Annotated in this window: 22 protein-coding genes; 12 read left to right on the top strand and 10 right to left on the bottom strand. The window is 37.1% G+C overall.

The window, feature by feature from the left end:
• Nucleotides 1–255: 255 nt before the first annotated feature.
• Genes BLT30_RS07005 through BLT30_RS06995 form a run of 3 tightly spaced genes read right to left on the bottom strand, consistent with a single transcriptional unit; the run spans nucleotide 256 to nucleotide 1742 of the window.
• Entirely contained in the window at nucleotides 256–777 is a 522-nt protein-coding gene (locus BLT30_RS07005; RefSeq protein WP_089872688.1) for an AAA family ATPase, read from the bottom strand.
• Nucleotides 778–796: 19 nt separating this feature from the next.
• Nucleotides 797–1150 carry a bleomycin resistance protein gene (locus tag BLT30_RS07000; RefSeq protein ID WP_089872686.1) on the bottom strand — a complete coding sequence of 118 codons (354 nt, stop codon included), beginning with the start codon at nucleotides 1148–1150 and terminating at the stop codon, nucleotides 797–799.
• Between the two features lie 52 nt (nucleotides 1151–1202).
• Nucleotides 1203–1742, bottom strand: coding sequence for a Crp/Fnr family transcriptional regulator (locus BLT30_RS06995; protein ID WP_089872684.1), 540 nt, complete (start codon nucleotides 1740–1742; stop codon nucleotides 1203–1205).
• A 172-nt stretch (nucleotides 1743–1914) separates the two neighbouring features.
• Between BLT30_RS06995 and BLT30_RS06990 the strand changes: the two genes are divergently transcribed.
• The 4 genes from BLT30_RS06990 to BLT30_RS06975 all read left to right on the top strand — a co-directional run bounded on the left by BLT30_RS06990 (nucleotide 1915) and on the right by BLT30_RS06975 (nucleotide 5580).
• Nucleotides 1915–2565, top strand: coding sequence for a serine hydrolase domain-containing protein (locus tag BLT30_RS06990; protein ID WP_089872682.1), 651 nt, complete (start codon nucleotides 1915–1917; stop codon nucleotides 2563–2565).
• Complete coding sequence (locus BLT30_RS06985) at nucleotides 2529–3779, top strand: T9SS type A sorting domain-containing protein (RefSeq protein WP_089872680.1); 1251 nt, start codon at nucleotides 2529–2531, stop codon at nucleotides 3777–3779. Before BLT30_RS06990 ends, BLT30_RS06985 begins: the two co-directional genes overlap by 37 nt.
• 68 nt (nucleotides 3780–3847) lie before the next feature.
• Nucleotides 3848–4240 carry a hypothetical protein gene (locus BLT30_RS06980; protein WP_089872677.1) on the top strand — a complete coding sequence of 131 codons (393 nt, stop codon included), beginning with the start codon at nucleotides 3848–3850 and terminating at the stop codon, nucleotides 4238–4240.
• A gap of 194 nt (nucleotides 4241–4434) precedes the next feature.
• Nucleotides 4435–5580 carry a serine hydrolase domain-containing protein gene (locus BLT30_RS06975; RefSeq protein ID WP_175487140.1) on the top strand — a complete coding sequence of 382 codons (1146 nt, stop codon included), beginning with the start codon at nucleotides 4435–4437 and terminating at the stop codon, nucleotides 5578–5580.
• A 418-nt stretch (nucleotides 5581–5998) separates the two neighbouring features.
• Here the strand turns inward: BLT30_RS06975 and BLT30_RS18340 are convergent, their stop codons facing one another.
• Nucleotides 5999–6187, bottom strand: coding sequence for a hypothetical protein (locus tag BLT30_RS18340; protein ID WP_245707142.1), 189 nt, complete (start codon nucleotides 6185–6187; stop codon nucleotides 5999–6001).
• Here BLT30_RS18340 and BLT30_RS06970 point away from each other — a divergent pair.
• The 3 genes from BLT30_RS06970 (at nucleotide 6135) to BLT30_RS06960 (ending at nucleotide 10797) form a co-directional block, all read left to right on the top strand.
• Complete coding sequence (locus BLT30_RS06970) at nucleotides 6135–7832, top strand: FAD/NAD(P)-binding protein (RefSeq protein WP_317040520.1); 1698 nt, start codon at nucleotides 6135–6137, stop codon at nucleotides 7830–7832. The genes BLT30_RS18340 and BLT30_RS06970 overlap by 53 nt on opposite strands.
• A gap of 271 nt (nucleotides 7833–8103) precedes the next feature.
• Nucleotides 8104–8667, top strand: a complete 564-nt coding sequence (locus BLT30_RS06965) for a hypothetical protein (protein ID WP_089872671.1) — start codon at nucleotides 8104–8106, stop codon at nucleotides 8665–8667.
• A gap of 6 nt (nucleotides 8668–8673) precedes the next feature.
• On the top strand, nucleotides 8674–10797 hold the full coding sequence (locus tag BLT30_RS06960; protein ID WP_089872669.1) for a cation:proton antiporter: 2124 nt from the start codon (nucleotides 8674–8676) through the stop codon (nucleotides 10795–10797).
• 252 nt (nucleotides 10798–11049) lie between these two features.
• On the opposite strand, the gene BLT30_RS06955 is transcribed toward BLT30_RS06960, so the two are convergent.
• Genes BLT30_RS06955 through BLT30_RS06945 form a run of 3 tightly spaced genes read right to left on the bottom strand, consistent with a single transcriptional unit; the run spans nucleotide 11050 to nucleotide 13316 of the window.
• On the bottom strand, nucleotides 11050–11529 hold the full coding sequence (locus tag BLT30_RS06955; protein ID WP_245707132.1) for a cupin domain-containing protein: 480 nt from the start codon (nucleotides 11527–11529) through the stop codon (nucleotides 11050–11052).
• Nucleotides 11530–11552: 23 nt separating this feature from the next.
• Nucleotides 11553–11975, bottom strand: coding sequence for a Dabb family protein (locus BLT30_RS06950; RefSeq protein ID WP_089872667.1), 423 nt, complete (start codon nucleotides 11973–11975; stop codon nucleotides 11553–11555).
• Nucleotides 11976–11987: 12 nt separating this feature from the next.
• Nucleotides 11988–13316 (bottom strand): hypothetical protein, encoded by a 1329-nt coding sequence (locus BLT30_RS06945; RefSeq protein WP_089872665.1) that lies wholly within the window; start codon nucleotides 13314–13316, stop codon nucleotides 11988–11990.
• A gap of 230 nt (nucleotides 13317–13546) precedes the next feature.
• On the opposite strand from BLT30_RS06945, the gene BLT30_RS06940 reads away from it, so the two are divergent.
• On the top strand, nucleotides 13547–14236 hold the full coding sequence (locus BLT30_RS06940) for a response regulator transcription factor (RefSeq protein ID WP_089872663.1): 690 nt from the start codon (nucleotides 13547–13549) through the stop codon (nucleotides 14234–14236).
• Nucleotides 14237–14260: 24 nt separating this feature from the next.
• The gene (locus tag BLT30_RS06935; RefSeq protein WP_089872661.1) at nucleotides 14261–15652 is read left to right on the top strand and encodes a HAMP domain-containing sensor histidine kinase; all 1392 of its coding nucleotides are present in this window, start codon (nucleotides 14261–14263) and stop codon (nucleotides 15650–15652) included.
• A gap of 215 nt (nucleotides 15653–15867) precedes the next feature.
• Here the strand turns inward: BLT30_RS06935 and BLT30_RS06930 are convergent, their stop codons facing one another.
• Nucleotides 15868–16404: a hypothetical protein gene (locus tag BLT30_RS06930; protein WP_139166592.1), complete on the bottom strand. Its 537-nt coding sequence runs from the start codon at nucleotides 16402–16404 to the stop codon at nucleotides 15868–15870.
• Nucleotide 16405: 1 nt separating this feature from the next.
• Entirely contained in the window at nucleotides 16406–17575 is a 1170-nt protein-coding gene (locus BLT30_RS06925; RefSeq protein WP_089872656.1) for a hypothetical protein, read from the bottom strand.
• Nucleotides 17576–17816: 241 nt separating this feature from the next.
• Between BLT30_RS06925 and tyrS the strand changes: the two genes are divergently transcribed.
• Together tyrS and BLT30_RS06915 are read left to right on the top strand one after the other, a co-directional pair.
• Complete coding sequence (gene tyrS, locus BLT30_RS06920) at nucleotides 17817–19112, top strand: tyrosine--tRNA ligase (protein ID WP_089872654.1); 1296 nt, start codon at nucleotides 17817–17819, stop codon at nucleotides 19110–19112.
• Between the two features lie 40 nt (nucleotides 19113–19152).
• Complete coding sequence (locus BLT30_RS06915; RefSeq protein ID WP_089872652.1) at nucleotides 19153–19791, top strand: alpha/beta hydrolase; 639 nt, start codon at nucleotides 19153–19155, stop codon at nucleotides 19789–19791.
• A gap of 104 nt (nucleotides 19792–19895) precedes the next feature.
• Here the strand turns inward: BLT30_RS06915 and BLT30_RS06910 are convergent, their stop codons facing one another.
• Entirely contained in the window at nucleotides 19896–21194 is a 1299-nt protein-coding gene (locus tag BLT30_RS06910) for an aminopeptidase P family protein (protein ID WP_089872650.1), read from the bottom strand.
• A gap of 184 nt (nucleotides 21195–21378) precedes the next feature.
• Between BLT30_RS06910 and BLT30_RS06905 the strand changes: the two genes are divergently transcribed.
• A complete protein-coding gene (locus tag BLT30_RS06905) occupies nucleotides 21379–22368 on the top strand; it encodes an alpha/beta hydrolase (RefSeq protein ID WP_175487139.1) in 990 nt (329 codons plus the stop codon).
• Nucleotides 22369–22393 lie beyond the last annotated feature (25 nt).

Below are 22393 nucleotides of genomic sequence, written 5' to 3'. Positions count from 1 at the left end.
GTTTCAAATTCAAATATAGTTATTTAAAGAAGCCGAATAGAGAAAAAGTGAATTATAGCGTACGAAATTACCCATCGTCAATTTTTTGCTCAATTAACTATTTTTAGAAGTGCGGGCAAAAATGAAGGAAAGGTCCAGTTTCAACCAAACGAGGCTAATACATTTTCAATGCAGTGAAATTACAGAAAGAAAACGTAATTGAAAAGTAGTCGCGACCAAATATTACAAATAGAGAATAAGAGTGTAAATAAGGTTCTATTTTGCCATATTAGTTATCTTATCCAATATTTGCTTTTTCCGGTTCTCTAAAGTTCCGCTTACTTCCAAAATTTCGTTGCTGAAATCTCCGATCCAGTCTTCTAAAATATCATTTACTTCTTGTCTTAGATTCGGCAGATCCGATCCCTGACAACCTATTAGATCGACTTTTTCTATGGGGATAAAAATCAAAAGGTCAATCTCAGCAATTGCCGTGGTCATCTCTTCGTAGAGATCGGATATATTTTTCTTTTTACCAACCGCATAGACATACGCCAAAAGGTCTGATGGACAACGGTCAAAAATCACATTGTCTCCACTATTCTGTAGCTGTTCTACAGAAAAATTGAATTGCTCAATATAATCGTCCAATGTCGGTATCTCTGAAAATAGATATCCTTCCTCCTCAAGTTGTAAGTAAGGTTCATTTATAAATTCGTAATAAGGTAAACTATCAGCAATCTCTTCCGCCAAAGTTGTTTTTCCGACTCTATGGGAGCCTGTAAAAGCTATTCGCATAATTAATATATAGACCTTTTTAATTCAGTGTTTCTCCAAAAGTTATCAAATTATTATCGGGGTCAAGAATGGAGAATTCTTTTTGTCCCCAAGGTTTTTCCGCTAAATTTCCATTGGAATGTATTGGAACTTTATTTTCGATGAAACTATTGTACAAATTTTCAATGGATGTTGTACGGATATAAATCTGTCCATAGTTTTCGTCCGGAACAAGGTTTTTAAATTCAAAAAAATGCAATTGCAGATCATCTTTCTGTAACATTAAGTAATGATCAAATTCATTTCCGAAAACCGTAAAACCTAATTTCTTATAAAAATCTGAAGTCAATTCTTTTTGCCTCATTGGCAATTTTGCAATAATATCAGTAATCATTTTTTTTCTTTCAAATTTCTATAATTAATCTTGAAGCAACACTTGATTGAAATCAAAAAAACACATTAGCTCTTACCCGGCTCAAAGTTTCCTGGCGCATTTTCAAATAGGAAGCTATCATATTCAAAGGAAAAATTTTAATGATCTGAGGTTTGTTGTTAAGCAGGTAATTATACTTTTCACTCGGATTCAAATTGCTGTCATAAATATGGATTTTAGCAGACAACGAATTGAAGATCTTGTTAAGTTGCAAAAAGTTTTGAGAAATCGAGATCAGTTTATGTAAGTTTTCCAGATTTAGCTCTACAATTTCAGATTTAGCAAATGCCTTTATCATTGTATTGGATGGAATTTGATTCGTCAAACTATCAAAACTGAAAACCCAATCATTCTGAATATTTAGATCGATAATCTTTTCTTCATCATCTATCTTCTGGACTTGAAAAAGAGCTCCGGCTTTGATAAAGAAAATCGATTTTGAAATTTCACCTTCAGAAAGAAGAATCTCATTTTTTTCAACGGTTTTGACTTCAATATTTTGATTAAACAATTGTAGTTCAAAATCTGAAAAAACACCTAAGCTTCTTAACATATTCTAATAATTAGTGATCAGCTATCAAATTTACACAATAATCAATTCTCTTCAATCTCTTTCAGTCTATTATTTGGCTCAGATCGATGTCATCGTCGTAAGAATAATGATATAATGTAACAGATTGATTATTACGATTGTCATTAGTATAAATAACCACTAAATATTTCAGATGAAAAAGTCATTTCGGATCATAAAACTTATGTCACTTCTGTTTGCAGTATTATCTTCAAAACAACTGACTGCTCAAAACACCACAGACAGTATTGATATATTCATCAAACAAAAAATGGTACAGTCGAACATTCCTGGTCTTCAGTTGGCAATTATACGGAATGGAAAAATTGATAAACTTCAAAATTACGGTCTTGCAAGCCTGGAACATCAGGTAGCAACAAGTTCAGGAACAACCTTTTCGATTAATTCTATGACCAAAGCTTTTGTAGGGGTAGCAATAATGCAGTTGCAGGAACAGGGTAAATTAAACGTAAAGGATCCGATATCCATATACATTGACGACATTCCTGACGAATGGAAATCTATAAGGATCGATCAGCTTTTAAGCAATACTTCCGGTCTTCCTAATAATATAGACGAAAAAGAACAGGTATTGGGGAATGGTGATGAAAATCGCAACTGGGAAATGGTAAGAAAATTACCAATGGAATTTAGTCCCGGAGACAAATTCAGTTACAATCAGACAGGATATTATATTTTAGGAAGAATCATAACCAAACTCAGCGGCCAGCATTTCACAAAGTTCATTGAAGAAAATCAATTCAGGCCGTGCGTTATGGTCTCCACTCGTTTTGGCGATTCTTAGACCTTAACGAAAATATATATTTTGATGAAGGGACATATTGGATCAGCCCTGAGGCTACATCCCAAAATTCCGAAAATATTTTCTGGAATATTTCCACAAATGATACATTAGGGAACTTCTTCCATGTTAACAGAAATGACGGTAATGGTTGGGTTAAATTCGATATTAATGGAGGTTTTAATGCTGTTTATCACCTTTCAGGAAACTGTGTTCCCATGCCAGTTAAAATCAGCACCGTGGATGGTGGAACCGCTAATTTGCTTATAGGTCAGACTTTAGCACTTAAAGCTACATCCAATGGAAACCCGCTAAATGAAATCAGTTGGGCTATAGAGTCTGGTGATTCTGGAATAATTAACTCTACTGGCATAGTAACTGGGGTTAAAGAAGGTAAAATCATAATTAAGGCCTCACTCATAAATTCCCCTCAAACTTTTGGATTATTTGAGGTAACTGTACTTGATCCAAATGCCTGTAAAAAAGAGGTTATTTCAAATGATCTTGAAGATGGTTTTGTATTTGCTGGAGATTCTAATCAAAGACTTGCCGTTGATATCGATGTACCTTCTGGCAGCAACTTTACTATTAATTCTGTCCAACCAACAGTAATTAATTATGCGACAAGTTTCAAATTTACTTTCTACAAAGATAATAATGGCCTTCCAGGTGAAATTATCAATACACAGAACGGATCTATAGATCACGATGAGGTTACAGGTCTTAATTTTGAATATTATTTCCACCGTTATAATGTTAAGTTAGACTCACCAGTAACTTTTACAGAAGGTAAATATTGGATGGAAATAGAATCAGATGCTTTGGGCTGGGAGTCTACAACACTTGGACCATTGGGACTTGCCGGTGCAGCACTTAATGACAATAATTCTGAATGGCACCTTATAGAAGGAGAAAACGAATTTGTTTATTCATTAAATGGAATTTGTATATCTGATGAGTTATCAACTAATGAAAATTTCTCCAAGACCGGATTAACATATTATCCAAATCCAGTTAATGATGATCTTTCGGTATATGCTAATAAAAATATTGTTTCAATAGAGGTATTTAACTTTGCAGGTCAAAAAGCAATTTCTAAAACTTTCAATAGCAAAGATACCAGACTTGATGTTTCAAAATTATTACCTGGTGTATACATTGTAAATGCTAGATTAATGGATGGAACAACCAAAACTTTTAAAATAATTAAAAAGTGATGTTGTCCATAATCAGAACCGCTCGTAATAATGAGCGGTTTTGATTCCATTAAAATGAAAAAAGGAATATGAAAAGATATTACCCACTATTTATATTTTTGATACTTCTGTCTTGCACCGAAAAGGAAGATATTATTTTAGGGAAATGGAAATTGACCGAGATATCTACAAATGATGAAGATGGGAATATCCAATTTGAAAAAACTTTAAATGAGAAATTTATTACCTTTTATTATGATGGAAAATATTTTATTGAAGGAACTATACTTGTAAATTCAAAAAACGAAAAAATAGAACGAAAAGGAATCTATAAAGACTCTAAAATGCAGAAAGACTTTAAAATATTATATCCTGAGAGAAAAAAAAGTAAAAACTATTTGATGCTGAAAATTAAAGACAAAAACATCTACATCCAGTATCCATATGACTATCCAATATATGAAAAGTATGAAAAAACATAGTATGAAGAAATCATCATTAAAAAAATAGGTGACGATATACCTAAGTGTACCAAGTCATATTTCTATAAAAATTTTAATTTTGCAACTTTTATATAATCAAATTAGATCGATCACAAAGACAAATAATGTTTTATCTTTTGAAAGGTTTTGGTATGATTTTAATGAGAAATCACTGAATCTAAATATCTGTGACCTTGAAAAAAAAATTAGTCGCATTTTTTGCTACGGCAGGAGCTGCAGCAGTTGTGATCTACCTCTCGGGATACCACTATATTTTTAAAGCCATTGCCAAGAATATCGCTCCTGGCCCAATTACGCCTTCAAGCGATGATGAAGAGAAATTTCCTTCACATCTTGTTTCCAATGCCGCATCAAAAGCCTGGCGGAAACATCCACAATATAATTCTTCCATATTAACAGAAACTTTAACAAAAGAGCTTAAAAAGACCCGAGCTTCTTCGTTACTGGTCATTAAAGATAATGAACTGTTCTTCGAACAATATTGGAAAGACCATCATCCGCCTTCTTTGATGAACTCTTTTTCTATGGCCAAAGGTATATTGTCTTTATTGGTCGGATGTGCGATCAAAGATGGGAGCATTGTGTCAGAGAATCAATTGGTCTCCGACCTGATTCCCGAATACCGAAATGATCCATACGGAAAGCATTTGACAATTCGTCACCTGATGACCATGCAGGCGGGTTATGACTGGAAAGAAGAATATAATCATCCTTTTGCGGAGAATTCGAAACAGTATTTTGTTGAAGACCTTGAAGAGCAGGCGCTCAATGTAGCATTCAAAGAAATGCCAGGGCAGAAGTATGAATATCAAAGTGTGGCAGCACAGGTATTGGGAATTGTACTGAAAAGAGCAGTTGGCAAGCCTCTCTCTGACTATCTTTCGCAAAAGCTATGGAAGCCTTTGCAAATGGAATATGCCGCCAAATGGAGTGTTGACAATAAGGGAATGGAAAAAGCTTTTTGCTGCATCCATGCAACATCACGAGATTTTGCGAAAATTGGCCAACTTATTCTACAGGAAGGTAAATGGCAGGGTCAGCAGATCATAGGTAAAGACTTCTGCGCCAAGATGCTGACACCCACAGAAGAGAATGATGCTTTTGGATTCACTATCTGGGCAGATGACGATAGCCCGGTGAAATGCAGATTTTTTTATGGTTTTCTGGGTCAATTCATTATAGTAATTCCTGGTAAGAATCTGATCATTGTCAAAACAGGTTTTTATAACAGGCTGGACGTTGATGAAAAGAAGAGGCCTTTGCAAGTCAATATCTTGGTCAAAGAAATTAGCGCATTGGTTGCCGGAAGAGAATTATAAATCGCTTTGTCCTGATAGTTGATTTCCATTTCAATACTATTCAATATGCGAATGTAGAATTGTTATAGGTCTTTGATCCACAAAAGACCACGACCCTTTCTAATGTGTAAACCTTTTCAACTCTACGAGGTTTCTAAAACACCCTACTCTCCTGCCGTTTGCAGTTCTATTTTAAAAGCAGCCTAAAATAAATTCTGAATAATATAAAATGTGCATCGACAGATCTAGTTCTTGAATGCAGTGCCAATTTTCCGGACAGGATCTTTTCTCCTCTATGAACGATCGCAAAATAACAATATGGTTTCCCATCCGATCGTTCGATAGGTGATGCATAAACTGTTACGGCAATAGACCAACTTTTCTTCCAATGAGTAAGCTGTCATCCCACCTTTGTGGAATTGCGAAGGTCTTTCATCCCTTACATTAGAACATCTTCGATCTGGATATTGGTGGAAATTGTGGAATACATTTTGAATATCTGCTGTGAAATAAACCAGATGCAAAATATATATCCTAAAACTATTGCGCTGATCGGTGGTGGACCTGCCGCACTAATGATGATAAAACATCTTTCTGAGCGTAATGATACAGTCTCCGCAATACTCATATTTGAAAAGAATGACCGACTGGGTGTAGGTATGCCTTATGGCAAAGGTGGCTCGAACAATGAACATGTCGCCAATGTTTCTGCCAGTGAACTTCCAAATTTTGCTGTCAGCTTTGAAGACTACATTACCAAGCATCCGACCAATGAACATCCGGATTACTTTGCCAAAGGTAGCTTTAATCCCAATCAGGTGATCCCCAGGCTGCTGCTGGGAAACTACTTGGAATATCTATTCGACCATTACATCAAGGTCCTGAGAAAAAAAAGTATGGAAGTAGTCTTCAGAACCAACTGCAGAGTTGTCGATATTGAGACAGCTGCAGATCGACCATATAAGATCATTACTGAAACTGAGGATCGTCATCCAGCGGATATTATTGTTGTATGTACAGGTCACCACTGGCCAACAACCTATGAGGATGTAGTCAAAGGCTGGTACGATTCTCCCTATCCGCCTTCGAAGTTCACTTCACCTTTCAACGGTCCAGTTGCGATCAGAGGCACTTCTTTAACTGCTGTGGATGCTGTTAAAACATTATCAAGACTCAATGGAAATTTTGAAACCGGTCAAGATGACCTGTTAAGCTATCATCTGAACCCTGCATGCGACCGGTTTAAAATAACATTATTTTCAACGGGCGGGTTCTTGCCGGCCCTTCGTTTTCACTCGGATGGTGAAGCATATTCGAGTTCTTGGGTAATGTCACTGCAGGATATCTATAATTATAAAAGTAAGAACGGTGGATTTGTTGATCTCGATCATGTTTTTGATCTCAATTTCAAATGCCCGCTGAAATCTAAAGACCCTGCGTTCTATGACAAAATAAAGGACCTAGATATGGAGGGATTTGTCGCGGAAATGATGAAGCTCCGAAAAGCGCTGGACAGTTTTGATCTTTTCAAAGCCGAATACAGGGAGGCTGAAAGATCGATCAAGCACCAGCAATCCATCAGTTGGAAAGAAACTTTAGCAGCTTTCAGCTATGCCATGAACTACCCGGCCAAACATTTTTCCGCCGAAGATATGCTCCGTCTGAGAAAAACAATGATGCCGCTGATCTCCGTAATAATTGCTTCACTTCCTCAGTCATCATATAAAGAATTGATAGCATTGTACGAAGCAGGCCTGCTGGACCTGGTACAAGTGGACCAAGAAAGTCGCGTGGTACCAAATGGAAATTCCGGAGCAGTCTATCATTACACCTCCGTGGATAACGAAGCTATGGAGGAATACTACCCCATGTTCATTGATGCTATTGGGCAACGACCTTTAAATTTACCTGACCTGCCTTTCGAAGGCCTTAAGAAGGCCAAGTTATTAAGTTCAGCATATCTTGACTTTAGGGATAATCAGAATGCAATCGAATTGCAAGAAAAAGACGAAGCACAAGTTTACAAAGGTTATAATGATAACTACTATTTAAAATTACCCGGGCTGAAGATTAATGATCTTTTCCAGGCTTTGGACCCTTACGGACAGATCATCAGCAACCTTTACATTATGGCCGTACCTTTTATAGGTGGACTTAATCCCGACTACTCAGGACTCGACTTCTGTGATACGGCAGCAGAACGAATCGTAGATTCACTTCCATTGGCAACAATGAACGAAGACATAATCGATCTAAAGGATGTCGCAAGCTAGATAAAACTGTTATCAGTTAAATATCTACACATTTTAATGTGGCAAATTCAAAGTATTTGGAACCATATCATTATTTACATCTGCGCTCAACAGCTTTATACAATCAACAATATTTATTTAATAGTAAAACTCATACTTTAGATAAAGATGCTATCTGGTACAGTTAAGTATATAATGGTCTTATTTTTTTCTACGCATTGTATAATTTCCGATGTGGAAACTTAGATTTTGGCTTATATTTTTCTTACTTTTAAAGAACAACTTACTTAATATGAAAAATCCATTACTTTTTATTTTGCTTTCATTATTTCTTCTAAACTGTGACAACAAAGACAAAACAAACGATCTGGCCTTAAGGGAACAGCAACTATTGGAAAAAGAAAAATCATTCGCACAGAAGGAAGCAGAATACCAATCACTCCTTAAAATGAGGGACAGTATTTTCAACAAACAACATTCAGATTCCATTAAGATTATTAAATGGCCAGATGAAATTGCAGGTTCTTGGACAGGAAAAGTAATCTGTACAGAATCCAATTGCAGTGATTATGTAGTTGGAGATCAACGTACCGATACGTGGGAATTTGCCAGTGATTCGATACAGCTGTTCAGCAAGATCATCAATAACAACAATCTGATACGGTTATATTCCGGAAAGTTCGAGAATAATGAGGTCAAACTTAATTTTAAAACAGATTCCACCGCAAAAAAACAGGTGGATATGAATGTTCTTCTGAACGATATTTCAGATACAAAAATGAAAGGAATAAGAACCATCGCCGTTGATAATTGTATGGCGAAGTTCTCCGTAGAATTGGTACGTTCTAAAAAATAAACACAAATGACTTTACTAAGTATACACAACCTTAGCCTTCCCATTGAGGATCCGGTACTGAAGTTTCTTTTGGTGCTTATCATTATTTTGGCAGCACCACTTTTACTCAACAAAATAAAAGTTCCACATCTGTTGGGATTAATTATCGCTGGAGCTGTAATCGGACCAAACGGATTTAATGTTCTGTCCAGAGACAGCAGTATTGTCGTTACGGGGACAACCGGATTGCTCTATATCATGTTTTTGGCCGGATTGGAAATCGATATGGGAGATTTCAAGAAAAATAAATGGAAAAGTCTCACCTTTGGGCTTTATACATTTATTGTTCCTTTTGTTTTAGGCTATTTGGGTGGAATTTACATTTTAGATTTTTCGGTATTAACCTCTATACTTTTTGCAAGTCTATTTTCGTCGCATACGTTAATCGCCTATCCTCTAGTCAGTAAATTAGGTATTGCTAAAAATTCTGCAGTTAATATTACCGTAGGTGGAACTATGATCACGGATGTTTTGGCGCTTTTGGTTCTTGCCATTATTGTAGGAATGTCTCAGGGCGATGTCGGAACAGAATTCTGGGTAAAACTTTCAGTTTCCTTTATCGTTTTTGCATTAGTTGTTTTATTGATCTTTCCCATAATTGGAAGATGGTTTTTCAAAAAAGTTGATGATAAGATTTCGCAGTATATTTTTGTATTGGTAATGATCTATCTTGCTGCTTTATTGGCAGAATTCGCAGGTGTTGAAGCAATTATAGGAGCGTTCTTTGCCGGATTGGCCTTAAACAGACTGATTCCGCATACTTCTTCATTAATGAACCGTGTAGAATTTGTCGGAAATGCTATTTTCATTCCTTTCTTTCTGATCAGTGTAGGAATGCTGATCGATTTTAAAGTTTTTTTTAAAAGCTGGGAAACTTTGGAAGTTGCAGGAATTATGCTCGTAGCTTCGATTGGAGGAAAATATCTTTCTGCAGTTGCTACCCAAAAAACATTCAGATTGACCAAAGATGAAGGAAAACTTGTTTTCGGGCTCAGCTCCGCTTCGGCAGCAGCAACTTTGGCGTCTGTAATGGTCGGATATAACATTATTCTTTCTGAAACCGAAACCGGAGAACCTATCAGATTGTTAAACGAACACGTTTTAAATGGAAGTATTTTATTGATTCTTGTTTCGTGTACAATTTCATCATTCGTCTCAATGTCGAGTGCACAGAAAATCGCAGAACAGGATAATGAAGAAACCGTTTCAGGAAACAGTCACGAAAGGGAAAATATTCTTTTAGCATTAAATCACGAGGCAACTGTTGAAAGAATGGTCAATCTTGGAATTTTAATTAAAGCCCATTCCAATACAGAAAACCTATTTGCCTTGAACGTCATTAATGAAGATAAAAATGAATCTTCTGTAAAAAACGCAGAAAAGCTCTTACACCATGCAACAGATACCGCAGCCGCAGCAGATGTGAAAGTTCAGTCATTGAAAAGATATGACAATGATGTAATTAATGGAGTAAACAACGTCATTAAAGAACAGAATATAACCGATCTGATCATAGGGCTGGAAGATGAGAAAGGCTTCTCCCCTTCTTTTGCTTACAATTTATATAATGGTTATCTGCAAAGTGATGATGTAAATGTTTTGGTGTATCATGCCGCACAACCTTTATCCACCATAAAAAGATATGCGGTAATGATTCCTGAAAAAGCACATAAAGAAGCCGGTTTTTTTCATGCGTTATTAAGGGTATGGAATATTGCAAGAAATTCAGGCGCTACAATTACATTTTATGCTTCGGAAGAAATTATCGATATTCTGCAGAGAATAATCAAGAAAGCCAATATCGAAGCAGAGTTCATTATTATGAACACTTGGAAGGACGGCGAAAAGACAGCAATTCAATTAAAAGATAATGAAGCCCTCATCACATTTATGGCAAAAAAGGGAATGAGGTCTTATATTCCGCAGATGCGATTGATTCCGGAATTGCTAAACCGATATCTAAATGACAAAAATTATCTTCTGATCTTCCCATTCTCTGAGTTTGATAACATCAATTCTGAGAAACGATCTGTAGGAAATCATGACGATTTTATAGAGATAGGAAATATAATCAAGAAGATTTTCAGGTGAGTAAAATTACTTCATAAAGACAATTAATACCAATAGCAACAGTTTTGTAGATTTAAATATTGTTAAAAGTCCAAGTCCAGTATTAAATATTATCTCATTAAATCATACGTTTTCAAATCAGCAATTGATTGGTACATTAAAAAATATGTTGCCTTACTTATTATAACAATGAGAAAACTCCCAATAATTGGGAGTTTAATTATCTCATACGATGATGTTATTTATTGATCGTACATAGAGAATGTCTTTGCATTATTTATTATCTGCAATAAAAAAATCATCAGCACTTTCTGATATCGGGATGTAAAGCCTCTCCCATTCTTTGCTTTTTACCATATCCCAGCTATGTCCTGTACCTTTCAGATCCTCAGCAAGTAGGACAGTCCCTGGTTTTATCATAAAAGTAGAGCCATCGGTAACTTTGAATCTAATGTTTCCTTTTATCGTAATCACATACTGCCTTCTGGGGGCCGGATGGGCATTTTTTTCCCATTCCTCTGTCTTGTTGCTTACCCAGAATGTACTTGTATTCATATGTTTTAGGGTGGGAATCTTTCCTTTCTCGAATGTACATGACCCGTCCGGGTTATTGATCAGTCTTATCGCGGGAATGAACTCGCTGGTTTCCTCAGCTTTTACGCTTACATGTTTGTGTTCTTTGTGTTGTGCATCCATAACGCCAAAAGTACCCATTACTAAAACAAGGCTCAAGCCTTTAATCATATTTTTCATTTTTTTTTGAATTGAATTAAGTTTTAATTATAAACAGTATCGTGAACCATCATTTTGTCAAAATATGGTTTGTATTTTGTGACCAGGACCAAATGCTCTGGAAGTTTACCATAGGCTTCCAGCTCTTCCAGGCTATCGAATTCCATAGAGGCATTGTAAGTGAAAGTATTATCGAGAACAGCTCTGGGCGTAGAGTTTGCCGGTCTTCCAAAGCGGAGGTTTTTCTGATAGGGCAACTTTCCTAATCCTCTGAAAAAATTTTCAAACTCTTTCACCTCGGCTTCGGAAAGGTCTTTTTTAAGCCAAAACAAGAGGTAATGAAAGTAAACTTTTTTCTTTTTTTCGGGTTTATTAAATTTTGGAAAAGCCGACGCCAGCATATTTCCCGAGATCAGCAAAAGTGCCGAAGCCTGTAGTGAGCGAAATAAAAATTTTCTTCTTTCCATTGTAAAAATATTTTAATTAAAGTCTATCCTGTATTTCAGAACAAACTGCCATTTTCTGTCCGAGGCCACTGCACCATTGGCCGCATCGTTGGTATAGACGGGTCTGTTCTGAGCATTGAAGGTCAGTCTGGAAGACATTCCATTCATCAACAAGGAAATCCCTGCATCGTATATTACCGCATTATCCTTCAAAGCTTCGAGGTTGGACAATTGTACTCCCACGGCCGGCTGCAGCTGTAGATCTTTTTTATCCTTATTGAAATATGGGAGCGTCCCTCCTAGCTGCATGTAGTAGGTATTTCCCGTGCCGATGACCGGCATAGCGTTTCCTGCACCATTCAGGCTTGCCTGTGTAGCATCTACCCCAGTGGCCGGGTTGTTCGTTCCCACGTAGCGTACATAGTTCGGCCCGTAATCATTGTGCATTGCCATTGCATAAGCACTTACAGATGTCCCTTTATCCTTGTTAAGCGGAGCATCGTAGAATAGATCGACCGCAAGGCTTCTCATGTCGTCATTGACAGTATTTTTACTACTGTCCAGATGCCACATTGCGTCATGGATATAATCGAAACCGGCTCCCAGGCTCAGCACATTCTTCTTTCCAACATAGGTCCCGGAATTAAAAGGCGTAGAGATGTTTTCCTTATCCAAAAAAGCATATCTGAAATACCCTGAAAAATCTTTCCTTGGAGCACTTTTGCTAAAGGTGGCCACATTGAGTTTCGGATCGGCCGTCGCCATTGTATATGGATCCGCAAGAACCATTCGGTAATCGAATTTTCCTAGCTGTCCTTTGATATATGCGCTCAATTCTCTTACCGTATAATCGGTTGTCCCCGCATTGGAAGTTGCATAAGCGGGCAGGTCATACAATAGGGTATTCAAAGGCCCCGTGGTAAAGCGTGATAAGCCTCTCCAAGTGGAACGGCCTGCTCCGAGGGCAACCTTATCGCTAAAGGAGTATTCTGCGTAAGCATCCAACAGGTCAAAATAGTTACTGCTTTTTGCATTCAGGTTCACATTGGTGGTCCCGCCCTGTAAAACGAACATCAACTTCTCCGTTGGCTTATAGGTCATTTTCACCCTCACTCTTCTCAATGAAAGGTCTGACATCTGTGATTCAGCCTCATTGTTGACAAGACTCCCGGGATTCAGCTGTGTGTAGCGCGCCCATATCTCTGCATAGCCACTGAACGACAGGTATCTTGTATGTTCATCGTTCAGATAATGTGTAAGTGGCGGGTTGTTGAAATCATTTTTTTTCTGCGCTTCTACTTTAGAACCTAAACCAAGCGCCGATAATATAATTAGCCCGAGTTTAAAATATTTTCTGTCCATGATTTTCTTTATCTAAATTTTTGTTTGCTTTTGACAGGACAAAATTAGATTCGAAAAAGCAGGAAGGCCATTAGAAAACTATTAGAAAACCTTTAGAAATCCATTAAAGTTATTCGTCATCTGGCCTGAAATCAAAATAAGAAATACCTTTGTAGAGATTTTGAACATAAGCTCACCACTGAAATAAAAATTGATTGTGTCTAACCTAAAAATTTACATGTGATTTTCTGATGAAAATTCTAATTATAGAAGATAACGCCCGTGTATCCTCACTTTTAAAGAGGGGATTGGAAAGCCAAGGCTACCAGATCTATATTTCGGAGGATGCAGAAGACGCTTTGGTCATAATAAAGAAGATCATGTTTGACCTGATCATTACCGATATCATGCTGCCAAAAATGAATGGCATCGAACTGAGTAAGATGATCAAGCAATCGTATCCTGACATTCCTATCATTATGCTGACTGCTTTAGGAACCATTGACGAAAAAATCGAAGGTTTTGACGCGGGTGCCGATGATTATATGGTAAAACCTTTTGAGATAAGGGAATTATATGCCAGAATAAAAGCTGTTTTGCTAAGAAAATCATCTGTAATGCCTAAAAGCGAATCCTCCAGCGAGATCGAATACCGGAATCTGAAGATCAATAAGAAGACCAATCAGGTATTCCGGAATAAAAAGGAGATCAGCCTGTCGCCGAAAGAATTCAAACTCCTGCTTTTTATGATGACCAATCCGGACAGGATACTGAGCCGTGAAGAAATTGCGGAAAATGTATGGGGAAACCATTTTGATACAGGTACCAACTATATTGATGTCTACATCGCCTACCTGAGAAAGAAGATCGACAAGGATCACGAAGAAAAACTCATCCATACAAGACCAGGAATGGGATTTATTTTCACTTTTAATCTATAAATCACTTGCAATTTGGAACGTCCGATGAAAATAGCCACCAGAACAGCCCTTAATTATGCCATTCTTACGGCTGGAATCCTCTTTGTTTTTGCCTATGTGGTCTATTTTATTTCCGAGAAAAACCGTCAGGATGAGTTCATCGACCGTTTGGGCTATAAGATCACCTGGAGGTCCGAGTTTATTTTCGATGCCGACACCGATTCTTTAAAAATCATGGAACTTCACAAGCGCAACAAAAAGCTTTTGAATGAGGCGGACATCAGTGTTTATAACAGTCAAAAACAATTGATATTTACTGATATCAGACCTTCCTCCAAGAATCAGTATTATCTGGGAAAACTGATCCGTACCGGTAAAAACAGAATAACATGGCAGAGAAAAGAGCGACAATATATGGGAGTCAAATACAAATTTGAAAACAAAACGTACTATATTATCGGAAGTGCCATTGATGTGACCGGAATGGCACACATCGCAGAATTCAAGAAAGATATCATAGTGACATATATTATTTCGATCCTTATTATTTTTATTATAGGTTTTATTTTCTCTTACTATACTTTAAAACCTTTAAAGGATATTATCATTCAGATCCGTGACATTTCCGAACATAACCTCAACAAAAGACTTGTTGTGCCAAAGGCAAAAGACGAAATTTATGAGTTGACCGAAACTTTTAACTCGACGTTCAACCGATTGGAGAAATCGTTCAATAACCACAGGCAGTTTGTGACCACTATCTCACACGAGTTCCGCACCCCGCTTTCCATTCTTATTACAGAACTGGAACTGGCCAAAGAGCTGAATGTGACAGTGGAGGACTACAAAACATCTATCGATAATGCCTTGCAGGATGCCAATCATGCCTCGCAACTTTCGTCAGCACTTTTGGATTTTGCAAGGGCGAGCTATGATGTTTCGCAGATCAGTTTTGTAGACCTTCGTATGGATGAGATCCTGGCTGATGCTATATTGGCTTTATTTCGGAAAAACAAAGACTATAAGATCGATATCAATTATATGAGCAATGATGCGGATAAGGATGAGAGCAATTACGATTTTCGAGGAAACCCTTACCTTTTAGAGATTGCCTTTCTCAATCTTATGGAAAATGCCTGCAAATATTCGTCTGACCATCATTGCAATGTTGAGATGGAGGCGAAGAACAGTGCTATTACCATACGTTTTATCGATAAAGGTATAGGAATATCGGAAGAGGACCAGGAAAAGATATTCGACCTTTTCTACAGAGGGAACAATAAAAATTATGAAAAAGGAAATGGTATCGGATTATCGATCGTAAAAAGGATCACCGAAATCCATCAAGGGAGACTGTATCTGAATTCCAGACCAGGCATGGGAACTATTTTCTGCCTCCAATTTGACCCCGCTCTAGCTTTTGTAACAAAAAAGTGAATGATCTCTGGGGAATATCATATCTACATACATCATATTTAACTGTAAAAACACCGACGTTGGGCATATAAAATTACTCCGGCGAAAATCAAATATTAAAGTGACAATATACTATCTCGTAAATTGTAGTGCATTGTCACCATATTTGTGTGACATTTTGATGTTTGATATATAATTAAAAATAATCGATCATGCCGAAACTATAATAATTTATCTTAATAACTCCAGAAACTCCACTGTACGCCATTATATACAGCCAATGTTTTGATCCCTCCGTTATCTACCAGGGCCATAGTTCCTGGCGCTGGATTTACAATACTTTGATACGAAGGAACTATTGGCAATACCATAGCTTTGTTTGTAGACTCCAGAACCAATACACCATCTGCTGCAGAAGTACTATTCCCTATGATGACCTTTGCCGTCGGGTTTTCCCTGGAAGAAGGCTGGATACCTAGATACGACGAAACGTCTGCCGGCTGGACACTTAGATCCACCCAAGTCGTTCCATTATAATATTTAACTTTTGCAGCCGTCGGAACAGATGCATCCAGTATAATACTACCAGCCGTCGATATTGCTGACTTATCTGTTACATAAGGGAGAATAAGGCCTTTGTTTCCTGTATTTGGAAATTCCATGAGCACAGAAGTCTTATCCGATGCTGTTCCTGCATTGTTTCCAAAGATCACCTGAGAAGATACTTTACTTAGACAAAGTACAAACAATAATACCGTTAAATTCTTTTTCATTTTAAGGACAAGTTTTTCTATTATAACATTTCCAACCAATCGTTGCATTCACATATACCTTGAGACAGTTATCCGTCGTATCATATACCATCATCCCTTCTACTGGATTTGTAATATTCGCAAGTCCCGCAGTCGATACCCTAGTTGGAACAAAAGGCTTTTTAGTAGACTCCAAAGCCAGGTAGCCTCCTTTTCTTACCATTGGCCAATTATCGCTTTCTGTACCCGATCTTCCAAGCGTTGTGATCCCAGTTTGCGTATTCAGGGCTGTTCCACTTGTCACAGCGCTTTCCAGACAATAAAGCGACATAGAATTGGTACTGTAAGCCGAGAATGCCACATCACTATCACCCGAAAGTAACTGTATAAATTTTACTGCGCTTGTGTAATTGGAAGATGTAATTCCGAAATCGCTCAATTTAAAGGTCAGGACCCTTACATCTCTTGTTGTATTAGAAAATCCATTTGGTGTATAATACATATGAGGGCAGGAACCTGCGGAGTAAAAATTCCAAAGTGCTAATCCTGAAGGTGTGACAGAGGAGAAATTGATCTGCTTTTCCACACCGATCGTGTTCCCATTCAAATCAGTGAACTTGAAAATATCATAGGTGGAACTTGGTGCACCTACCTGTGTAACAATAATATCCGGGATATCGTCATTGATACAGTTAGGATTGATATCAGCCAAAACATTCACATAAAATGTCAATTCTTGTTTTGGGATATTAAAAACAGCTGTACCCAAATTCAGCCCGTGCTCACCATCTCTCAGATAATACCCTAAAGGAACATCGCAGCCAAGAGAAGGAGCCACCGTCTGGTTCTGCTCTACCCCATTTATGAATCTTGGCATCCCTACAAGAAAATTAGCGGCTGTACTTAGAACAGAGAATGAAGTTGGAAACGCTCTGTAATTTTCAAATACAGGGCTTATACCATGAGAAGTAAGTGCTACATCGTTAACCCCGGTCGCATAAGTTACACCATTTACAGTTAAACCGATCAGATTATTATTATCCCTGGAAGTGACATATCCAGTATTTGATTGAGAAACCCAATAGCCATTGTAATCACCATAAATTGCAGAAGGTCTTACCTGGCCAAATAATAAACAACATGTGAAAAAAGCGAGACAATCATAAACATTTACATTAAAAATCCTATTCATTTGAGAAATATTTTATAAATCTATTTCATCATTGTGCGTATGGGTTGCAAATATATTAAAATCTTACAAAAACCTCAATTAATAAGATATTAATTCATTATAATACTATTATGTTTTAAATCATATAAAAAATAATTAATTATTATTGATTAAATTAAAAAAAATACTATAGGATGATTTTTACACATCGAAAAGCAATTACGAATAGTTATCATTATATTTGCACGAAATTTTTAAGACAATGAATGCATTTATCGAAGAGCTAAAATGGCGCGGACTTTTTTCTGACATGACGCCGGGAACGGAAGATCAACTAGATAAAGAGATGACAAAAGCTTACATCGGGTTTGACCCAACTGCAGATTCTTTGCATATCGGAAGCCTTATCCAGATCAAGATCCTGGCCCACTTCCAACAGCACGGCCATCAACCGATCGCTTTGGTTGGAGGAGCAACAGGAATGATCGGCGACCCTTCCGGTAAATCAGCAGAACGTAATCTTTTGAGTGAGGAAACGCTACTCTATTACGTTGATTGTCTGAAAAACCAGTTATCAAGATTCTTAGAATTTGATGGCAATGGAAATAACAAAGCCATCCTTGTAAACAATTACGATTGGATGAAGAATTTTACCTTCCTGGATTTTGCCAAAAATATAGGAAAACACATCACTGTAAACTATATGATGGCAAAAGATTCTGTAAAAAAACGTTTCTCAGGAGAGTCCGGCGTTGACGGAATGAGCTTTACAGAGTTCACTTACCAGCTTTTGCAGGGCTACGATTACCTTCATCTTTATCAGAACGAGGGCGTAAAACTTCAAATGGGAGGTTCCGATCAGTGGGGAAACATCACCACAGGAACAGAATTGATCAGAAGAAAAGCGCAAGGCGAGGCTTACGCATTGACAGTTCCGTTGATCACGAAAGCAGATGGCTCCAAATTCGGAAAGTCTGAAAGTGGCGAGAATTATTGGCTCGACGCGAAGAAAACCTCACCTTACAAATTCTACCAATTCTGGCTAAATGCGACAGATACTGACGCAGAAAGATTCATTAAATTCTATACTTTCCTGCCAAAAGAAGAAATAGAAACTTTGATCGAAGAACATAGAGCCGCTGCTCACGAGCGTAAACTTCAGAAAAAATTGGCTGAGGAAGTCACGATCTGGGTCCATGGAAAAGAAGAATATGAAAAAGCCCTGAAAGCTTCCCAAATCCTTTTCGGGCAATCCACTGCGGAAGATCTAATCAGCTTGGATGAGGAATTATTCCTTCAGGTTTTCGATGGAGTTCCTCAAAAAGAATTGTCAAAAGAAGAAGCGATCGGAAGTAATATCGTTGATCTGATCTCTGAAAAAACAAGTTTCCTTAAATCCAAAGGAGAGGCTAAAAGAGAATTAGCAGGAAACTCAATTTCTATCAACAAGACCAAAGTCGGAGAAGATTATTCTGTTTCTGAAAGCGATCTGATAGATGGAAAATTCCTTCTTATCCAAAAAGGTAAAAAGAATTATTTCATAGTCTCAGTAAATTAAAACAAACCGTACATTTTAATCATTGTACTTAATATAAGATATGGACCTACAGTATCTCGTAAGAGAACCTCAAAATATCACACCGGAAACCCCAATCCTTTTTATGCTTCATGGTTATGGGAGCAATGAAGAAGACCTGTTCAGCTTTGTTCCAACTCTGCCTGAGGATTGGATCGTCGTGAGTTTCCGAGCTCCGAGAAATTCAAATTATGGTGGATATGCATGGTTTGATATCAATTTCAACGAACCATCTAATTTCCTAGATGAAAATGAAGGAAATGATGCCGTAAAATCGGTAATGGAAAACATCATGGCCATCACCAACAAATATGGCTTAACCAACAATCCGACACATCTTTGTGGATTCAGCCAAGGCGGCATCATCGTCTATTCTCTAGCATTACAATATCCGGAACTGTTCTCAAAAATTGCCTGTTTGAGTTCTTTCCCGGAAGAAAAAATGTTGAAGAATATTGTAAAGGACAAAAAGAAATATGAAAAGCTACGTTTTTTCATTTCCCATGGAACAGACGATGCCGTGATTCCCCTAGAATGGGGAAGAAAAGCTGCTGACCTTTTATATGACCTGAGTGCTTATTTTTCCTTCCGGGAGTATATGAGCGGACATGGGGTAAACCAGAAAAACTATCTTGACCTGATGGAGTTTTTCAAGAAATAAAACGTTGGATCTTAGCTTTTAGAGTTCATACTAAATCCAAAATAACAAGATCCCGAACATCATTGATATTCGGGATTTTTTTATGATTAAGAATTCAATTTTTTTTACGAATTCATCAAGTCTTCTATTTCCTCAACTGTAATTGGGATATTCTCCATTAGATTAAATGGTTTTCCGGAAGATTGGATCACATAATCATCCTCGATCCTTACTCCAAATCCTTCTGCTGGAATATAGAAACCCGGCTCATTTGTGAAAACCATATTTTCTACAAAATCATCCGTCAAAATCCCATAATCATGCGTATCCAGTCCCATATGATGAGAGGTTCCGTGCATCATATATTTCTTGTAGGCCGGCCATTTCGGGTCTTCATTTTGAACGTCAGCTTTGTCGATCAATCCTAATTGCAACAACTCAGAAGTATAAACCTCTCCCATTTCTTTATGGAATCTGTGCCAGTTGTTTCCTGCAACCAAACGGCTCTCAGCTTCAACTTTGCATCTTAAAACGGAATTGTAGATATCCTTCTGTCTATCGGAATATTTTCCATTTACAGGAATGGTCCTTGTAAGATCGCTGGAATAATTTGCATATTCTGCACCTACGTCCAAAAGAATCAGATCTCCATCCTTACATTGCATATTGTTAGCGATGTAATGTAAGACATTAGAATTGTCCCCACTTGCGATGATGGGTGTATATGCAAATCCTTTGCTTCTATTTTTTACAAATTCGTGAAGAAGTTCAGCCTCTATCTCGTATTCCCAAACGCCCGGTTTTACAAAGTTCAACAATCTTCTGATCCCTTTTTCCGTAAGATCACAAGCAATCTGTATCAATGCTAATTCTTCAGGTTCTTTGATACTTCTTAAACGCTGAAGAATCGGGTTGCTTCTTTTATAATTATGCATTGGGAAATCTGCCTGAACTTTTTTGATGAAACGATCTTCTCTCAGTTCCGTTTCAACAGCATTTCTGTAATGTTCATTTTTGTTCAGATAAACATTTTCCGCTTCGTACATCAAGCTTTTAAATATTTTATCAAAATCTGTTAACCAATAGACAGTTTTGATACCAGAAACTTCATAAGCCTTTTCCTTTGTCAGCTTCTCTCCTTCCCAAACCGCGATATGGTCATTGGTTTCTCTTAAAAACAAAATTTCTCTGTTCTCTTCCAAATAGGCATCCGGAAAGATTACCAAGATGCTCTCTTCCTGATCAACGCCACTCAGATAAAAAATATCCCTGTGTTGTTGAAAGGGCATCGTAGAATCTGCACTGATCGGATAGATATCATTGGAGTTGAAAACGGCCAAAGATTTTGGCAATAATTTTTCAGCGAATTTCTTTCTGTTTTTTACGAATAGTGAACTTGGGATTTGTTCGTATTTTGTCGTCATTATAAAATTGATTTTGATAAAAGCCGATTTCTTTTTTAAGAAAGGCCTAATTAAAAAAGTGACCCAAATTTACAAAACATCAAAGACCGAGCTTAAGATTTGTCCATAAATTTTTCATAAAATGCAATTTAACATAACATTTATCTTAATTTTATATATATTTGAGATACAAAACACACCTTCAATGAAGACACGGCATTATGTCTTACTTATTTTTTCGCTTTTCATCCTCAGCATATTAAGCTATACGATCAGCATCAACAAAGACAGAAAGGATATATCCCTTCCAAATGCTTCTGTTAATTATGATATCCACAAAGACATCCTCTATAAAAAAACACCTGAAAACAAAGAACTAAAATTAGACATTTATCAGCCTAAGAACATTCATAAAAAAACACCTGTTGTCATATATCTGCATGGCGGGGCCTGGGTAAGAAGTGACAAAAGTGTGATCACCAAAAACTTCCGACAATATGTACTTTCGGAGATGATCAAGAACAACTATACGGTCATAAGCATCGATTACACTTTACTAAACAAAAAAATACACCTAGACAAGCCTCTGCAAGATTGTAAAGATGTTCTTGCATGGATAAGAGAAAATGCCGAAATCTATCAATTAGATATGGACAACATTGGTATTTGGGGTGCTTCTTCTGGGGCTCATCTTGCCCTGCTTACCGCTTACAACCAAGAGCCCGAAACTCTCCCAAAGTTGAATTATGCTGTGAATTTTTACGGTCCAACCGATTTGAATGAGTTGTTCAGAACCGATGCAAATCCTGTCGCCCTTGAAATTTTCAAACTATATGCTCGTGGCCAGTTCATGTTGAGACATAAAAAGATATTAGAATTGACAGGCTATAATATTGAGAATCAGAAGAAGCAAGCAATCAAAGAATGTAACATCTACTCTCCTTTAACATATGTCTCGAAAGAAACAATCCCAACCTTGATATTTCATGGAACCAATGATGACGTTGTTGATATATCACAGTCTGAATTATTGAAAAATGCCATGGAAAACAATAAGATCTATCACAAATATTATATCATAAACAATGCAAAACACACCTTCAGCAATATCAATTTACATGAAGCAAAAGATATAGCCAGGAAAACTGTAGATTTTATGAACTCGATGATAAAAGAGACCAATGGTGTTGATTAATTTTAATTTTTTTAAAAGAATATAT

This window comes from Epilithonimonas hungarica, assembly GCF_900102265.1.
GTDB classification, from domain to species: domain Bacteria; phylum Bacteroidota; class Bacteroidia; order Flavobacteriales; family Weeksellaceae; genus Epilithonimonas; species Epilithonimonas hungarica.
Note: the sequence above shows the minus strand (reverse complement) of the source record. Positions and strands in the feature narration are given on the sequence as shown.

Excerpts from the sequence above, each read along its gene's own strand:
- BLT30_RS06950 (WP_089872667.1), bottom strand. The coding sequence starts at position 11,975 with ATGGAAAGAAGAAAATTTTTATTTCGCTCACTACAGGCTTCGGCACTT.
- BLT30_RS06995 (WP_089872684.1), bottom strand. The coding sequence starts at position 1,742 with ATGTTAAGAAGCTTAGGTGTTTTTTCAGATTTTGAACTACAATTGTTT.
- BLT30_RS07005 (WP_089872688.1), bottom strand. The coding sequence starts at position 777 with ATGCGAATAGCTTTTACAGGCTCCCATAGAGTCGGAAAAACAACTTTG.
- BLT30_RS06955 (WP_245707132.1), bottom strand. The coding sequence starts at position 11,529 with ATGAAAAATATGATTAAAGGCTTGAGCCTTGTTTTAGTAATGGGTACT.
- BLT30_RS06925 (WP_089872656.1), bottom strand. The coding sequence starts at position 17,575 with ATGAATAGGATTTTTAATGTAAATGTTTATGATTGTCTCGCTTTTTTC.
- BLT30_RS06980 (WP_089872677.1), top strand. The coding sequence starts at position 3,848 with ATGAAAAGATATTACCCACTATTTATATTTTTGATACTTCTGTCTTGC.
- BLT30_RS06990 (WP_089872682.1), top strand. The coding sequence starts at position 1,915 with ATGAAAAAGTCATTTCGGATCATAAAACTTATGTCACTTCTGTTTGCA.
- BLT30_RS06915 (WP_089872652.1), top strand. The coding sequence starts at position 19,153 with ATGGACCTACAGTATCTCGTAAGAGAACCTCAAAATATCACACCGGAA.
- tyrS (WP_089872654.1), top strand. The coding sequence starts at position 17,817 with ATGAATGCATTTATCGAAGAGCTAAAATGGCGCGGACTTTTTTCTGAC.
- BLT30_RS06935 (WP_089872661.1), top strand. The coding sequence starts at position 14,261 with ATGAAAATAGCCACCAGAACAGCCCTTAATTATGCCATTCTTACGGCT.
- BLT30_RS06905 (WP_175487139.1), top strand. The coding sequence starts at position 21,379 with ATGAAGACACGGCATTATGTCTTACTTATTTTTTCGCTTTTCATCCTC.
- BLT30_RS06960 (WP_089872669.1), top strand. The coding sequence starts at position 8,674 with ATGACTTTACTAAGTATACACAACCTTAGCCTTCCCATTGAGGATCCG.
- BLT30_RS06930 (WP_139166592.1), bottom strand. The coding sequence starts at position 16,404 with ATGAAAAAGAATTTAACGGTATTATTGTTTGTACTTTGTCTAAGTAAA.
- BLT30_RS06970 (WP_317040520.1), top strand. The coding sequence starts at position 6,135 with ATGATGATAAAACATCTTTCTGAGCGTAATGATACAGTCTCCGCAATA.
- BLT30_RS18340 (WP_245707142.1), bottom strand. The coding sequence starts at position 6,187 with ATGAGTATTGCGGAGACTGTATCATTACGCTCAGAAAGATGTTTTATC.
- BLT30_RS06940 (WP_089872663.1), top strand. The coding sequence starts at position 13,547 with ATGAAAATTCTAATTATAGAAGATAACGCCCGTGTATCCTCACTTTTA.
- BLT30_RS06910 (WP_089872650.1), bottom strand. The coding sequence starts at position 21,194 with ATGACGACAAAATACGAACAAATCCCAAGTTCACTATTCGTAAAAAAC.
- BLT30_RS07000 (WP_089872686.1), bottom strand. The coding sequence starts at position 1,150 with ATGATTACTGATATTATTGCAAAATTGCCAATGAGGCAAAAAGAATTG.
- BLT30_RS06945 (WP_089872665.1), bottom strand. The coding sequence starts at position 13,316 with ATGGACAGAAAATATTTTAAACTCGGGCTAATTATATTATCGGCGCTT.
- BLT30_RS06965 (WP_089872671.1), top strand. The coding sequence starts at position 8,104 with ATGAAAAATCCATTACTTTTTATTTTGCTTTCATTATTTCTTCTAAAC.